The organism is Sphingomonas koreensis (genome assembly GCF_002797435.1).
In the GTDB taxonomy this organism is placed as follows: Bacteria; Pseudomonadota; Alphaproteobacteria; order Sphingomonadales; family Sphingomonadaceae; genus Sphingomonas; species Sphingomonas koreensis.
Map to the genome: position 1 here is coordinate 3,890,791 of NZ_PGEN01000001.1, position 14,091 is coordinate 3,904,881.

Sequence of the window (14,091 nt, forward strand, 5' to 3'; positions counted from 1 at the left end):
GACTTGAGGTCAAGCCATGATGCCGCTCGATATTGCCGAGGTTGCGAAACGCTCCGGCGTGCCGGCATCGACGCTACGTTACTATGAGGAGCGCGGGTTGATCGAATCGATCGGGCGGCGCGGATTGCGGCGGATTTTCGGGGCGGGCGTGCTCGATCGGCTGGCGCTGATCGCGCTGGGGCGGCAAGCAGGGTTCTCGCTCGACGAGATCGCGGCGATGTTCGATCCGCGCGGGATGGCGGTGATCGATCGCGGCATGCTGATGGCGAAGGCGGACGAGATCGATACGCTGGTCCGAAGGCTGAGTGCGATGCGCGACGGGCTGCGCCATGCGGCGGCCTGTCCGGCGCCAAGCCATATGGAGTGTCCGACCTTTCGGCGGATCGTGAAGGCGGCGGCCAGCGGCGTGCTGGCAAGGCGGGCGGGCGCCGTTCCGCGTCTCGATCGGCCATGATCATGTAACCGGTTGCTGCTACATTTGTAGCATGCTACAGGTGTAGCAGGAGATGGGTATGATCGAGTCGTTGCCACGCCGTGAGCGAGAGGTGTTCGAAATCCTGTGCGGGCTGGAAGAGGCGACCGCCTCCGCGGTGCGCAACGCGATGACCGATCCGCCGTCGGATTCGGCGGTGCGCACGCTGCTTGGGCGGCTCGTAGCGAAGCGGTTGGTGACGCACCGCACCGCCAACCAGGCCTATGTCTATGCGCCCGCGCCGCGCGCCGGGGCGGTCGCCGAGACTGCGCTGCAGAAGCTGGTGCAGACCTTCTTCCAAGGTTCCGCCGCCAGCGCGGCGACGGCGTTGCTGGGCATGCAGCCAAGATTGGAGCCCGACGAGATCGACGCGATCCAGCGTGTGATCGATCAGGCGCGGAAGGAGGCGAAGTGATGCTGCCGGTTCTGATCGAACTAGGGTGGAAATCTGCGCTGATCGCCGTGCTGGCGCTGATTGCGGATCGGGCGATGCGCGGCAGACCCGCAGCGGAGCGGGTGTTCGTGTTGCGGGCCGCGGTGGTCGCGCTCGTGCTGCTTCCGGCCGCGATTCTGTTGCTGCCGTCGCTGGATGTCGCGTTGCTTCCAGCCCCGGAGGCAGTGGAAGGAGTACGCGCGCCCACGTCGGCAGCGGTTGCGCCGATCCCGCCGACGGCGACCGGAACGGGTATCGATCTTGTCGGGCTGCTCTATATGCTGGGGGCCGGGGCGGCGCTGCTCCATCTCGGCATCGGCATGGCCGTTCTGGCGCGATGGACGAGTCGGGGCAAGGACGCAGTCGAACCGCGCTGGCAGGCAGCGCTGACCCGGAGCCGCGCACAGCTCCGGCGGCCGGTGCGGCTGCTGGTTTCCGACGATGTCGTGACTCCAATCAGTTGGGGTATCGCGCCGGCCTGGATTCTGATCGATCGCGCGACGCTGGAACGTGCAGCGCAGGCGGATGCGGTGATCGCGCACGAGATGGCGCATATCCGCCGGTTCGACTGGCCGATGCTGGTTACGGCGCGGATTGTAGCAGCGCTGTTGTGGTTCAACCCGCTGGTCTGGCTGCTCAACCGGACGCTCGTGCGCCGTGGCGAGACCGCTGCGGACGAGGCCGCGGTTCGCGGAATCGAACGCGCCGACTATGCCGAAGCGCTGCTCAGCTTCGCGACGGCGCCGGCAGCGCGCGGGGTGGCGACCGGGATGGCATTGTGGCCCAACGCGCTGGCCGAACGGATCACGCATATCGCGACGCACCGGCACCGCCCCGGAAGCTGCGCGATCCCGGCGGCGGCGTTGGTCTGCACGGCGATTGCGGCGCCGCCGCTCGCGGTCGCCCGGCTGGTGCCTGCTGCGCCAGCCAGCGACACGCCCATCACGCGGGCGGCAGGCCCCGGGGCGGCTCAAGCGACCGCGTCGGCCACCGCTCCCGCCCGGGCAGAGCCAGATCGTCTCTCGGCGCGTCCGGCTGCAAGGGCGCCGCTACCGTTCGCAGGCGATCCGTCGAGGGCGCTGCCTCAACCCACCCCGGTCCCGGCGGCGCGGGTCGCAAGCGCGCCGCAGTCGGCACCCCTCCGTATCGTCGGCCAGACAGGCGCGTCGGTGATCAGGCGGGGTGACGAGGCGGTCACGGCATCGCCTTCGTCGCCACCCCTGCCGCGGAGCGAGGAAACGCCCGAGTGGGCGAAGCAAGCTGCCAACGAGATTAGCCAGGCCGCCCGGGAAATCCGGAACGGCGCGCGCAATGTCGAACTGACCGCGGAACTGCCCGGGGTCGATGGCGAAGAACGCGCAGACATTGCCAAGCAAGTCAGGGAGATGCGTGCGCAGGCCGACGAATTCGAGGCGCGGGCACGCGCATTGAGAGGGCCGGGCGGCTGATCGCCGACTAGCCGGCGAACATCATCAGGATTGCGACCGGAAGCGGGATTCCCGCCACGGGAGCGGCTTGCCTGACGACATTGAAGGGAGAAGGAAGATGCGACGGACGATCCTGTTTTCGATCCTGCTGCTGAGCGCCTGTGCCGAGGGACGGGCGGAGCCGGTCGCGAAGCTGGCCTATGGCGACCTTGCACTCGAGAGTCGCGATGGAAGGGCGGCGCTCCGGCAGCGCGTGACCCGGGCGGCGCAGACCTACTGTGCGGTCTACGGTGCGGAAATGACGCCGCATGGCGCGCGCGCCGATCCCTATTATTGCGCCGACATGTTTCGGTCGTGGATCGTCGGCAAGATGCGTCCGGACCTCCGCCGCGCCTATTTCCTCGCGCGGAAGGAGGCCGGGGTAAAGGGACGGCAGCTCTAGCCGTCGATACTGACGCCGAGCGACGCATTGACCAGCCCGCCATCGACCACCAGCGTATCGCCGACGACATAGTCCGAGGCGCGGCTGGCGAGGAAGATCGCGGCGCCGGCCATGTCGTCGGGCGTACCGACCCGGCGCATGGGGATCGCCTTGGCGACGGTATCGCCATGGTCGCGCGCCGCCTTGTTCATCTCGCTGGCAAAGGCGCCGGGGGCGAGGCTGTTGACGATGATCCCATCGCGGATAAGCCGGGCGGCCATGCGCTTGGTGAGGTAGATCAGCGCCGCCTTCGACGCGTGATAGCTATAGGTTTCCCACGGATTGAGCCGCAGCCCGTCGATCGAGGTGATGTTGATCACCTTGGACGGGGCGGCGTGGCTGGCATTGGTCTTGAGCAGATCGTGCAATGCCTGGGTGAGGAAGAAGGGCGACTTGACGTTCAAGTCCATGACCTTGTCCCAGCCGCTTTCCGGAAATTCCTCGAACGCTACGCCCCAGGCCGCGCCGGCATTGTTGACGAGGACGTCGAGATGGTCTTCGCGGCTGGCGAGTTCGGCGGCGAGCGCCTTGCAGCCCTCGACCGTCGACACATCCATCGGGATCGGAATGCAATTGGGGCCGAGCTCGGCGGCGGTCTCCTCGCACGCCGGGGCCTTCCGCGAGGAGATATAGACCTTGGCGCCTTGGGCGATGAAGGCTTCGGCGATCATCTTGCCGATGCCGCGGCTGCCGCCGGTGACGAGTGCGATGCGGCCCTTGAGGCTGAAGAAGTTGCTGGTGTCCACGTCTCTCTCCCAATTCGTCTCCCCAGCTAGAGGCCGGAGTCTTGTTCGTCAGGCCGTTCGCTCCGCCACGGAGGCTCCAGCGTTCGCTGGGGTGACGGTTTGTGTTGTCTAGCCCCCGCGTTTCAGCGTCTCGCGCGCGATGATGAGCTGCTGAATCTGGCTGGTGCCTTCGTAGATGCGGAACAGGCGGACGTCGCGATAGAGCCGCTCGATGCCGTAATCCTCGATATAGCCCGCGCCGCCCAAGATCTGGACCGCGCGGTCAGCGACGCGGCCGACCATCTCGGTCGCGAACAGCTTGGCCGCGGCGCTTTCCATGACGACATCCTTGCCGGCGTCCTTGGCGGCGGCGGTTTCGAGGACGAGTGCGCGCGCGGCGAGGCATTCGGTCTTGCTGTCGGCGAGCATGGCCTGGATCAGCTGGTGCTCGGCGATCGGCTTGCCGAATTGCTTGCGCTCGGACGCATAGGCGACGCAGTCGGCGATCAGCCGCTCGGCGACGCCGACGCTGACCGCGCTGATATGCAGGCGGCCACGATCGAGCACGCGCATCGCGATCTTGAAGCCTTCGCCCTCTTCGCCGAGCCGGTTGGCGGCGGGGACGGGGACATCGTCGAAGATCACGTCGGCGACTTTCGCCCCCTTCTGCCCCATCTTCTTCTCGGGCTCGCCGATCGAGATGCCGGGCAGGTCCCTGGGTACGAGGAAGGCCGAGACGCCGCGCGCCCCGGGTTCGTCGCCGGTGCGGGCCATGACGGTGAACAGCGACGCCTTGTCGGCATTGGTAATGAAGCGCTTGGTGCCGGAGAGGCGATAGACGTCGCCGTCACGGACGGCGCGCGCCTTCACCGCGCCGCTGTCGCTGCCGACATCGGGTTCGGTGAGCGCGAAGCTGGTGATGATCTCGCCGCTGGCGATCCTGGGCAGCCACGCGGCCTTCTGCTCGGACGTGCCGGCCATGACCAGGCCCTGCGAGCCGATGCCGACATTGGTGCCGAAAGTCGAGCGGAAGGCGGGGGTGGTGCGCCCCATCTCGATCGCCACGCGGCATTCCTCAAGCATCGTCAGGCCGAGCCCGCCAAACTCCTCCGCGATCGACAGGCCGAACAGGCCGAGCGCCTTCATCTCCTCGACGATGGTGTCGGGGATCGCGTCGGCGGCCTCGACTTCGCTCTCGAGCGGGCGCAACCGCTGCGCGACGAAGCGGCGGACCGTATCGATCAGGGCGTCGAACGTCTCGGGGTCGAGCGCCATGCCATCCTCTCCTGAAATTTGCCCCAGCTATACCCGAAGGGTGCGGCTCCGCAACATACCCCGATTTTGAAAATTGACGGATTGACGCATTGCAGGGCGGCCATATGCTGACCGAAAACTGCAAAATGCGGCGCGTACGATGCGGCCGGCGGCAGCGGGAGAGAGCGATGGACGGCACGACTCAACCCGCGGCGGCGCCCCGGGCGCGACGGATCAGCAGCCGGTCGATGCTGGCCTATGGCTTCGGCGCTGTCGCCTATGGGGTGAAGGACGCGGGCTTCCAGACCTTTCTGCTGCTGTTCTACAATCAGGTGATCGGGCTGCCCGCAGTGCAGGTGGGCGCGGCGATCATGGCCGCACTGATCCTGGACGCGATGATCGATCCGGCGATCGGCGCGGCGTCGGACCGCACCCGCAGCGGCTGGGGGCGGCGGCATCCATGGATGTACGGATCGGCGATTCCGATCGCGCTCGGCTGGCTGTTGCTGTGGAACCCGCCCGAGCTGCCGCACGCGGCGATGCTCGCCTGGGTGTTCGCGACCGCCGTGGTCGTACGCACGGCGGTGTCTGCCTATGAGGTGCCGTCGGTCGCGCTGACGCCGGAGCTGACGGCGGACTATGACGAGCGGACGCGGATCATGGCCTATCGCTATCTGTTCGGCTGGGCGGGCGGTCTGGCGATGCTGGTCGCGGCGTACACGCTGTTCCTGGTTCCTGGCGAGGGGCAACCCAACGGCCTGCTCAACCGCGAAGGCTATGGCCTGTTCGCGGCCGTCGGCGCGGCGGCGATGGCGGGCGCGATCCTGATCTCCGCACTGGGCACCCATCACGAGATCGCGCGGCTGCCGCGACCCGAGATCGGGAAGGCGACGCTTAGGGAAACGTTCGGCGAGTTGATCGAGACGGTGCACAACCGCGCCTTTGCGCTGCTGATGCTTGCCGGTCTTTGTGCCTATTCGGCGCAAGGGGTCAATTTTGCGCTGTCCAACTATCTCTACACCTTCGTCTGGCTGTTCCCGGCCGCAGCCTTCGCTGCACTGGGCGGGGTGCTGTTCGCTGGCGTGCTCGCCGCCTTCTTCATCGCGCCGCGGGTCGCCCGGCGATGGGGCAAGCGCAAGGCGGCGGCGGTGTTCATGACCCTGGCGCCGGTGCTGCTCGGCCTGCCGTTCTGGCTGCGGCTGGCCGGCGTCTTTCCAGAACCGGGCGATCCGGCCCTGCTGCCCACATTGTTCGGCATCTACATCGTCAACGTCGCATGCAGCGTCTCCGCCTTCATGCTCGGCGGATCGATGATGGCCGACGTGGTCGAACAGTCGCAGGCGCAGACCGGGCGGCGGTCCGAGGGCGTATTCTTTGCCGGATCCTTCTTCGTCCAGAAATGCACGAGCGGGGTCGGCATCGGGCTGGCCGGGCTGATCTTGTGGATCGCCGGGTTTCCCGACGGGGCGAAGCCGGGGCAGGTGCCGGCCGAGACGGTCGATCGGCTGACCATCATCTTCACCCTTTGCTATCTCGCGCTCGGCTGGGCCGCGGCGTGGTTCTACGCGCATTTCCCGTTCGGCAAGGCCGAGCATGATGCGCGGATCGGCGCCGCGAAGGGGTGAGACGGAGTGCCCGCCGGAGCTTCCTCCAGCGGGCACCTTCCTCCCCAGGAATCTTGCTTCAGCCGAGGCGGCCGAGGCGGTGATAGAGGTTCGCGAACTGGACCGAGCGGGGATCGTCGGCGATCTTGCGCGTATAGTCGGCGACCGCTTCCTTGAGCAGCGCGAAGTCGGCGGTCGAGAAGACCGGGCGGGCGCTGGCGGGTTCGGGCGTCTTCATGGTGGCTTCTCCTGTAAATTTCTCTGCATCCTGTATGACTCGTGATTCCCGAAGTTCATACAGACGATGCCGATTGCGCGTGGTCACGGTGTGATTGGCACGTGACAGGCGATCCGAAACATTGTAAAGAATTGACAATCGTATTCATGCGCTTTGCGTGGCGAACGTAACAGGAACGGGGCGTGTAGGAAAATGGCGGAGCGCAAGCTGTTCGCGGGGCATGCGGTGCGGCGGCTGCGGCGCGCGCAGGCGCTGACCCAGGCCGCGATGGCGGAGATGCTGGGCGTCTCCGCAAGCTATCTCAACCTGGTCGAGCGCAACCAGCGGCCGCTGTCGGCAACCCTGTTGCTGGGCCTTGCCCAGACGTTCGACTTCGATCCGCGCGCGCTGGCGGCGGGCGAGCCGGGCGGAGGCGAGGAAGCGATGCGGCGACGGCTGGCCGATCCGCTGTTCGCCGATATCGAGATCGACCGTGCCGAGCTGACCGAATGGCTGGCGGGGGCGCCGGGCGGGGCCGAGGCGTTCGCGCGCGCCTATGACCGGATCGGCGCGGGCGGCGCGGGAGCGGCGATGCCGGGCGAGGGCGAGGACCCCGGCATGGCGGTGCGCCGCGAGGTCGAGCGCTGGCGCAACCATTTCGCCGATCTCGACGCTGCGGCCGAGACGCTGGCCGACGAGCTGCGCATCGCATCGAGCGACCCGCTGGGTGCGATGGCCGAACGGCTGCGCGTCAAGCATCAGCTGTCGATCCGGGTGCTGCCGATCGAGGTACTATCGGGCCTGCGCGTGCGGCTCGACCTGCATGCGCGGCAATTGCAGCTGAGCGAAGCGCTCGATCCGCCGAGCCGGGTGTTCGCGCTGGCGCGGCAGCTGGCGGTCGAGGCGCGGGCGGAGATCGATGCGCTGGTGCGCGGCGCGGGGTTCGCCGACCGCGTGGCGGAGCGGCTCTATCGCCGCCATCTGGTGAGCTATTTCGCTGCGGCGGTGATGATGCCCTATGCCCGCTTCCTGCGTGCATGCGAGGCGACGGGCTATGACCTGGAACTGCTGCGGCGGCGCTTCGGGGCGAGCGCGGAGCAGGTGGCGCACCGGCTGACCACGCTGCAACGCGTGGGCGCACGTGGACTGCCCTTCTTCATGCTGCGGATCGACCGGGCGGGGCAGGTGTCGAAACGCTTCGCCGGGGCGAGCGGATCGCCGCTGGTGGAATCGTCGGTGCCGTGCCCGTTGCTCGACGCCTACGCCGCGTTCCAGCGCGCCGACGAGCGGGTGGTTCAGCTGGTCGAGCTGGAGGACGGGTCGCGCTGGTTCACCTCGTCGCGCTGCGTCTTCCCGCCCGGCGGCTGGGCCGGGGCGGTCAAGGCGCGGTTCGTGGTGACGTTGGGGCTGGCGGCGGACGCGGCGCGCGGGCTGGCGGCGGCGCGCGGGCTGGACTTCGGCGGCGAGGCAACCCCGGTGGGGCTGGGCTGCCGGGCGTGCACGCGCGAATGTCCGCAGCGGAGCGCAGCGCCTGCGGGCCGGACGATGCTGGTCAACGAGCGCGAGGCAGGGGTGTCGCCGTTCGGGTTTGCGGGGGATTGAGAAGCGAGAGGCAAGGGGTAGAAAGAAGCCGGGTAACGCACGAAGATATCTGCGGTTGCCGGGATTCCCAAGACGATAGAATTCGTGCCATATCGAGCTATGGCGTTACTTGTCCTCTTGCTCGCCGCTGCGACTCCCCAGTCCGCAGTTACGGTCAACCCTGCCGACCCTACGGCTCCGTTCAAAGGCGACGACGGCGCGTTGCAGTTTGACCCGGCGTGTCGAGACTATACGCTCGACACGGTTCAATCCAATCCAAGCTGTGCGGCCCGTGTGGCAAAAGGAGAGGCTGCACCGTCATTGGCAATCGCAGTAACGACGTTACAGTCCTTGCCCGCGAAAAGCGCCGACGCCGTGCATTTGTTGAAGCGTTCAGCGGCAGCGACTGACCACCCTGCCGTGCACTATTTTCTGGGATCGGTTCTCGGAACGGCCGAGCGAGTTCAGCCAAATTACACGGAAGCCGTTCGACATCTCGATACTGCGGCTTCTCGAGGTAACCCGGCGGCGGCCGACCTTCTCGCCAATCTGTTGTTGGCCGGCAAAGGAGCGCCGCGCGATGTGCCTCGCGCGATACGCCTGTACGAGATGGCTGCCGCAAACGGCTTCCCGAAGGCGGCGGTGGCACTCGGCAAGCTATATCTGGCCGGTAGGCTTGTGCCCAAGGACGAAGCGCGTGGGCTGGCCTGGCTGGATGCGGCTGCAGCCGTGAACACGGCCCAAGCAGCGCACCTTGCCGCTCTGGCAAGAAATCAGGCGAAGGTTACGAATTTCCAGCTTGTTCCTTCAGCCAACCCCGCGGAAGTCAAGGCGGTACGATACGGCACCTTCGACAATCCGGACATCCCGCCGAACTTCGGTTTCGATCCCGCGTTTCAGGCAGTGCACGACGCACCCTATGATGACCCGGCCACATTGGCCCGGCTGGAACGGGAAGCCGCCAGCCTGCCGACACCTTACCTCTATGAACTCGCCCGGCGGTTGGCGGTAAAGGATGCGCCCAGAAGCCTGACGACGTATCTCGTCGCGCGTACGCGAATGACCTACGATGCGAGCCGCTGCGCCGATCCGGCGAGCCTCGAAAGCCTGCGGGCATGGGACATGCTCATCCTGCCCGATTTGCGCTTTCTCTTCGGTGCCGGGCGGCCTTCGCCCGCGATTGTAGATGCTGCGTTGGCCGAAGAACGGAAGCTGCCGGCCGATACGCAGCCCTGGTGGGTTTGCAGGTCCGGCATGGCTGCAATGAGCGCCGCCATCAGTGAGAAGGCAGGCCCATTGCAGCTCAAGCCGGAGCGGCAATGGCCAGAACTTCGGGAAGCCGCACAGACCCGGTTGTCTGGATTGGCCGCTAATCCTTAGAATGGCGGTCTCTCGCTCTCTGGGTTCTGGAAGGAGGCGCATGGCCTACGCCCAGCACAACCGGTCGCGGCCCTCATGCTTCGCGCGGTAGAGTGCGGCGTCGGCGCGGGACACGAGCGTGTTGAAGCGCTCGCCCCGGGCGAGGGTCGCGGCACCGATGCTGAGGGTCAGAAATCCGCCCGGCGATCTGATGTGCGGGATGGCGAGGCGGCGGATGCGCGCGAGCACGCCATCGAACCGGGCGTGCGCGTCGTCGGGCGTGGCGCCGTAGAGCAGGATGCAGAATTCCTCGCCGCCAAGGCGTGCGGCGATATCGAGCGGGTGGCGCAGATCGGCCGACAGCGTGTGGGCGATCCGTTGAAGCGCCAGATCGCCCGCGCCGTGCCCGTAGCTGTCGTTGAAGCGCTTGAAATGATCGACATCGATGATCGCCAGCGCGACCGCCACGCCCTGCTTCGTGGCGAGATGCACGATCCGCTCGGCATGCGTGAACAGGCTGCGGCGATTGGCGAGGCCGGTGAGGGGATCGGTATTGGCCTGGCGGTCGAGAATCGCGGTGAGCAGGAACTGGCGGCGTTGCGAATGCTCGCGCAGATAGCCGCCCATCGCCGAGACCGGCACCGCCATCAGCAGCATCGCGACGATCTGGAGGCTGTGCCCGAACCCGTGGCGCGTATCGAGGAAGAGCAGCATGAAGGCCGAGACGAGCGCGACCAGCAGCGCCGCGGCAAGCGCCCGGCGGAAGGTGAGGCCGAGCGGGAGGAAGGCCGCCATCACCACCACGATCTGGGCATTCTCCGCCGCGAACGCGCCTTTGCCGTGGACGATCATTGTGGTGACCGCGATGGCGAGGCCCATCGCGGAGTACATCGTCCAGGAAAGCCAGCCATAGTCGCCACGCCCCCTTCGAATGACGATCGCGCCGGCGACCAGCAGGGCCAGCACCGACCAGCGCGCGCCGACCCAGAGCCAGACCATCGGATCGAAATGGCCCCAGAGGCCCAGAATCGTGAGGCGATGAAGGTCGAGCAGGGTGAAGGCGAACCAGACAAGCGCACCCGCGCCGGCACAGATCGCGGCGGGGAGGCGTTCGGTCTCGATCAGCTTGCGGCGATACTCGGCCTCGATCTCGGGCTCGAACCGCAGCCGCCGGAAACCGCGGCGCAATTGCTGCGCATAGCGGTCTCCCGGCTTGCTGCTGAATTCGATCGACTGGAACATTCCCGGGGCCGCGCTTCCTGCTTGTGATCCGGCGTCACCCGGCGTTGGCAGGCAAAGGTTGGCATTGTGTCAACGCGCGTGCGGGAAAAGGGGGCGGCTCAGCGCCGCCACCAGCCGAGCAGGCGTTGCTGCCGGAGAAGCGAGCCTTGCCGCAGGGTATGGCGGGCACGCGCGCGGTGAAAGGCGGCCGTGGCGAAGGTCATGACCACCGCGGCAAGCGCGATCGCGACGGCATAGGCGCTCATCAGTTGGGGATCGATAGCGTGTCTCCGGCGGGTAAGCGGGAGCGCGCAATGTCTCTCAGCCAACGGTGCTTACGAAGGAAGGTCCGCTGATCCCGCCGGTCTAGCAGGCGGGAGCCCGCGCGGCCAGCGAAAGCGTGCTAGCCGAGAATCTCGCGAGCTGCGGCGAAGGCGATCGCGGCGGCGCGGGCGTCAGCCGCGCTCCGGCGGCAGGTGCGAGGCCGGTAGGGCGCGTCGCGAAGTGGGGTGAAGAGAGGGCGTTCGATAGAGTGGTAATTGAAATTCACGTAGGTTCCTGTTGGATAAGATGTTGCTGCTCGCGCTTGGCGCGGGCGCGGTCGACGCCTTCCTGCCGTTCGGCCATTTCCAGCCAGGCGGCTTCGGCGCGAAGGCACCGCTCACGGACATTGTCCAGCGTTGCGGATTCGGCATCGGCACGCGCACGCGCGGCGTGCTCGCGATAGGGGACTTGGGCCATGCAGGGCTCCCTTGAGGCAAGCCGCGTGCGGCGCGAGGCCGCACGCGGATCACGGATTATTCGGCGTGCTGAATGTTGACCGCGGCCATCTTGCCGCGGCGATCCTCTTCCAGATCGTAGCTGACGCGCTGGTCCTGGTTGAGGGTGGCCATGCCCGAACGCTCGACCGCCGAGATGTGGACGAAGGCGTCGTTGCCGCCGCCATCGGGAGCGATGAAGCCAAAGCCCTTGTCGGGGTTGAAGAATTTGACGGTGCCGGTGATGCTCATGATATTTCCTTCTTGTTTGGGCGAGCCGAAGACCGGATTCGCCCGGTGCCGCGGTTGCAGAAAGAAGGAGAAAGGGGCCGCAAAGCTCCGAGTACCGTCGATTTGCGACTAAAGCAGGCCCTATATGGGGTGCCGGAACCGGATTGTAAGGGGGGCGGCTGGAAAACGTCCTCTAGAACAGGCGCGTGAGCAGGTAGAAGAGCGCGCCGACGGCGGCGGACGCGGGGATGGTGATGAACCACGCCCAGATGACGTTGCGCGCGACGCCCCAACGCACGGCCGAGGCACGGCGGGCGGTGCCGGCGCCGATGATGCTGCCGGTGATCGTGTGGGTGGTCGACACCGGGATGCCGAGCAGCGACGCGGTGAACACCATGATCGACCCGCCCATCGAGGCGCTGAACCCCTGATGCTGCGACAGCTTGGTGATGCGGCTGCCCATCGTCTCGATGATCTTCCATCCGCCCGACAGCGTGCCGAGCGCGATCGCGACATAACAGGCGATGGCGACCCAGTGCGGCACGTGGAACTCGCCCGAGAGGTAGCCGGTCGAGTAGAGCAGGACGGTGATGATCCCCATCGTCTTCTGCGCATCGTTGAGGCCGTGGCTGACCGAATAGGCGGCCGAGGAGAAGAGGTGGAGGGCGCGGAAGCTCTTCTCCGCCGTGCGGTTGGTCGCGCGGGCGAAGGCCCAGCTCGATACGAGCATGATCAGCATCGCCAGCATCATGCCGAGCAGCGGCGAGAGGACGATGGCGATGAGCGTCTTGTTGAGGCCGCTCCACTCGATGCCGGTGACCCCGGCATGCGCGACGCCGGCGCCGACGATGCCGCCGACCAGCGCGTGGCTGGACGAGGAGGGGATGCCCTTGATCCAGGTGACGACGTTCCAGAATATCGCCCCGATCAGCGCACCGAACACCACCCCCGGCGTGACCAGGTCCTTGTCGATGATCCCCTTGCCGATCGTTTCGGCGACCTTGTGCAGCTCCGGCCAGGCGAGCGTCAGGAAATAGGCGGCGAAGTTGAAGAAGGCGGCGAAGGCGACCGCCTGGACCGGCCCGAGCAGCCGGGTCGCGACGACGGTGGCGATCGAATTGGCGGCGTCGTGCAGGCCGTTGAGGAAGTCGAACGCCAGCGCGACCAGGATCAGGCCGACAAGGAGCGGGAAGGCGAGCTCGTGCATCGTGCGGCTCAGGCGTGATCGATGACGATGCCGTCGATCTCGTTCGCGACGTCCTCGAGCGCGTCGGTGATGCGTTCGAGATGCTTGTAGATCTCACGCGCGACGATGAACTTCATCGGGTCGTGGCCATAGGCCTTGAATGCGCGCTTGACGCCGGCGTCGTGGATGTCGTCGGCATGGCCCTCCATGCGGACCAGACGTTCGGTCAGCTCGTGGAGGCGGACGCCGTTCTTGGCGACGTCGCGCAGCAGCGGCATCGCCTCGGCGGTGAGGCGTGCGGCATCGACGATGATCGCGGCCATGTCGCGCATTTCCTGCTCGAACTCGGTGACCTCGTATAGGTCGACCGCGGCGGCGGCGGCCTGCATCTCGTCCACCGCATCGTCCATCGCGCCGATCAGGCTGGTGATCGCGCTGCGGTCGAACGGGGTGAGGAAGGTCTTGCGCACGGTCTGAAGCACTTCGCGGATGATGCCGTCTGCATCATGCTCGCGCTCCATGATCTCGCGGATATGGTCCTGCGGCGATCCGCCGCCCTGGAACAGGCGGGCGAGGGCATCGGCCGACGCAGTGATCGTCACCGCATGCGCCTCGAACAGCTCGAAGAAATTGCCCGTCTTCGGGAGCAGGCGCTGGAACCAGGCGAACATCTCGGAAACCCTTGATTTATGGGCGGCGGCGGCAAGCACGCCGGTGCGGCGCGCGGCCGCGTTGAATTCGGAAGCGCCGAAGCTGCGGATGAGATCGGCGAGGTCGGGCTCGTCCACCGCATTGGCGGCCTCGGCGAGGGTGAACCAGCGCCGTTCGCGCTGATGCTGCTCCTTCCATTTGGGCAGCTCATGCGTGACGGCGAGCGGGAACACATCGACATCGACCATCAGCGAGGCGCCGTTGCCGCGCGTCTTGCGATAGCGGAACGAGCCGAGCGGGGTGGGGCAGGCGGCGCCGTGGACGCCGGCTTCCTCCTCCGCCTCACGCGCGGCGCAGGCGTGCGGCACCGAGCCGGCGGCCGCGGCATTGCCCTTGGGGATCACCCAGCGCCCGGTGCCGCGCGACGTGACCAGCAGGATGCGCACGGGCGCATCGATGGCGGTCCCTTCGGAACGGTACGGCAAGGCGGC

16 protein-coding genes are annotated in these 14,091 nt (G+C 67.0%); 7 read left to right on the plus strand and 9 right to left on the minus strand.

What is annotated here, in order from left to right:
* Positions 1-16 precede the first annotated feature (16 nt).
* The 4 genes from BDW16_RS18700 (at position 17) to BDW16_RS18715 (ending at position 2,774) form a co-directional block, all read left to right on the plus strand.
* Positions 17-454: a helix-turn-helix domain-containing protein gene (locus BDW16_RS18700; RefSeq protein ID WP_066574297.1), complete on the plus strand. Its 438-nt coding sequence runs from the start codon at positions 17-19 to the stop codon at positions 452-454.
* Between the two features lie 58 nt (positions 455-512).
* Positions 513-887, plus strand: coding sequence for a BlaI/MecI/CopY family transcriptional regulator (locus tag BDW16_RS18705; RefSeq protein ID WP_066574984.1), 375 nt, complete (start codon positions 513-515; stop codon positions 885-887).
* Positions 887-2,353 (plus strand): M56 family metallopeptidase, encoded by a 1,467-nt coding sequence (locus BDW16_RS18710; RefSeq protein WP_066574285.1) that lies wholly within the window; start codon positions 887-889, stop codon positions 2,351-2,353. The genes BDW16_RS18705 and BDW16_RS18710 overlap by 1 nt, the downstream gene beginning before the upstream one ends.
* 97 nt (positions 2,354-2,450) lie before the next feature.
* On the plus strand, positions 2,451-2,774 hold the full coding sequence (locus tag BDW16_RS18715; protein ID WP_066574283.1) for a UrcA family protein: 324 nt from the start codon (positions 2,451-2,453) through the stop codon (positions 2,772-2,774).
* Here BDW16_RS18715 and BDW16_RS18720 read toward each other — a convergent pair.
* Complete coding sequence (locus tag BDW16_RS18720) at positions 2,771-3,559, minus strand: SDR family oxidoreductase (RefSeq protein WP_066574281.1); 789 nt, start codon at positions 3,557-3,559, stop codon at positions 2,771-2,773. The genes BDW16_RS18715 and BDW16_RS18720 overlap by 4 nt on opposite strands.
* A gap of 108 nt (positions 3,560-3,667) precedes the next feature.
* Positions 3,668-4,813, minus strand: coding sequence for an acyl-CoA dehydrogenase family protein (locus BDW16_RS18725; RefSeq protein ID WP_066574279.1), 1,146 nt, complete (start codon positions 4,811-4,813; stop codon positions 3,668-3,670).
* Between the two features lie 167 nt (positions 4,814-4,980).
* Here BDW16_RS18725 and BDW16_RS18730 point away from each other — a divergent pair, with 167 nt between their 5' ends.
* Entirely contained in the window at positions 4,981-6,417 is a 1,437-nt protein-coding gene (locus BDW16_RS18730) for an MFS transporter (RefSeq protein WP_241230550.1), read from the plus strand.
* A gap of 58 nt (positions 6,418-6,475) precedes the next feature.
* On the opposite strand, the gene BDW16_RS21530 is transcribed toward BDW16_RS18730, so the two are convergent.
* On the minus strand, positions 6,476-6,634 hold the full coding sequence (locus tag BDW16_RS21530; protein ID WP_164513740.1) for a hypothetical protein: 159 nt from the start codon (positions 6,632-6,634) through the stop codon (positions 6,476-6,478).
* A 192-nt stretch (positions 6,635-6,826) separates the two neighbouring features.
* Between BDW16_RS21530 and BDW16_RS18735 the strand changes: the two genes are divergently transcribed.
* Together BDW16_RS18735 and BDW16_RS18740 are read left to right on the plus strand one after the other, a co-directional pair.
* Positions 6,827-8,215 (plus strand): helix-turn-helix domain-containing protein, encoded by a 1,389-nt coding sequence (locus BDW16_RS18735; RefSeq protein ID WP_066574267.1) that lies wholly within the window; start codon positions 6,827-6,829, stop codon positions 8,213-8,215.
* A 99-nt stretch (positions 8,216-8,314) separates the two neighbouring features.
* Positions 8,315-9,574, plus strand: coding sequence for a tetratricopeptide repeat protein (locus BDW16_RS18740; RefSeq protein ID WP_083629761.1), 1,260 nt, complete (start codon positions 8,315-8,317; stop codon positions 9,572-9,574).
* Between the two features lie 45 nt (positions 9,575-9,619).
* Here BDW16_RS18740 and BDW16_RS18745 read toward each other — a convergent pair whose 3' ends face one another.
* The 6 genes from BDW16_RS18745 to BDW16_RS18765 form a co-directional block, all read right to left on the minus strand.
* Entirely contained in the window at positions 9,620-10,795 is a 1,176-nt protein-coding gene (locus BDW16_RS18745) for a GGDEF domain-containing protein (RefSeq protein ID WP_066574263.1), read from the minus strand.
* 98 nt (positions 10,796-10,893) lie between these two features.
* On the minus strand, positions 10,894-11,040 hold the full coding sequence (locus tag BDW16_RS21410) for a hypothetical protein (protein WP_157081369.1): 147 nt from the start codon (positions 11,038-11,040) through the stop codon (positions 10,894-10,896).
* Between the two features lie 280 nt (positions 11,041-11,320).
* Positions 11,321-11,515 carry a hypothetical protein gene (locus tag BDW16_RS18750; RefSeq protein WP_075152499.1) on the minus strand — a complete coding sequence of 65 codons (195 nt, stop codon included), beginning with the start codon at positions 11,513-11,515 and terminating at the stop codon, positions 11,321-11,323.
* A gap of 56 nt (positions 11,516-11,571) precedes the next feature.
* Positions 11,572-11,784 carry a cold-shock protein gene (locus BDW16_RS18755; protein WP_066574259.1) on the minus strand — a complete coding sequence of 71 codons (213 nt, stop codon included), beginning with the start codon at positions 11,782-11,784 and terminating at the stop codon, positions 11,572-11,574.
* Between the two features lie 172 nt (positions 11,785-11,956).
* Positions 11,957-12,970, minus strand: a complete 1,014-nt coding sequence (locus BDW16_RS18760) for an inorganic phosphate transporter (RefSeq protein WP_066574256.1) — start codon at positions 12,968-12,970, stop codon at positions 11,957-11,959.
* Positions 12,971-12,978: 8 nt separating this feature from the next.
* Positions 12,979-14,085, minus strand: a complete 1,107-nt coding sequence (locus BDW16_RS18765) for a DUF47 family protein (protein WP_237241143.1) — start codon at positions 14,083-14,085, stop codon at positions 12,979-12,981.
* Between the last annotated feature and the right edge of the window lie 6 nt (positions 14,086-14,091).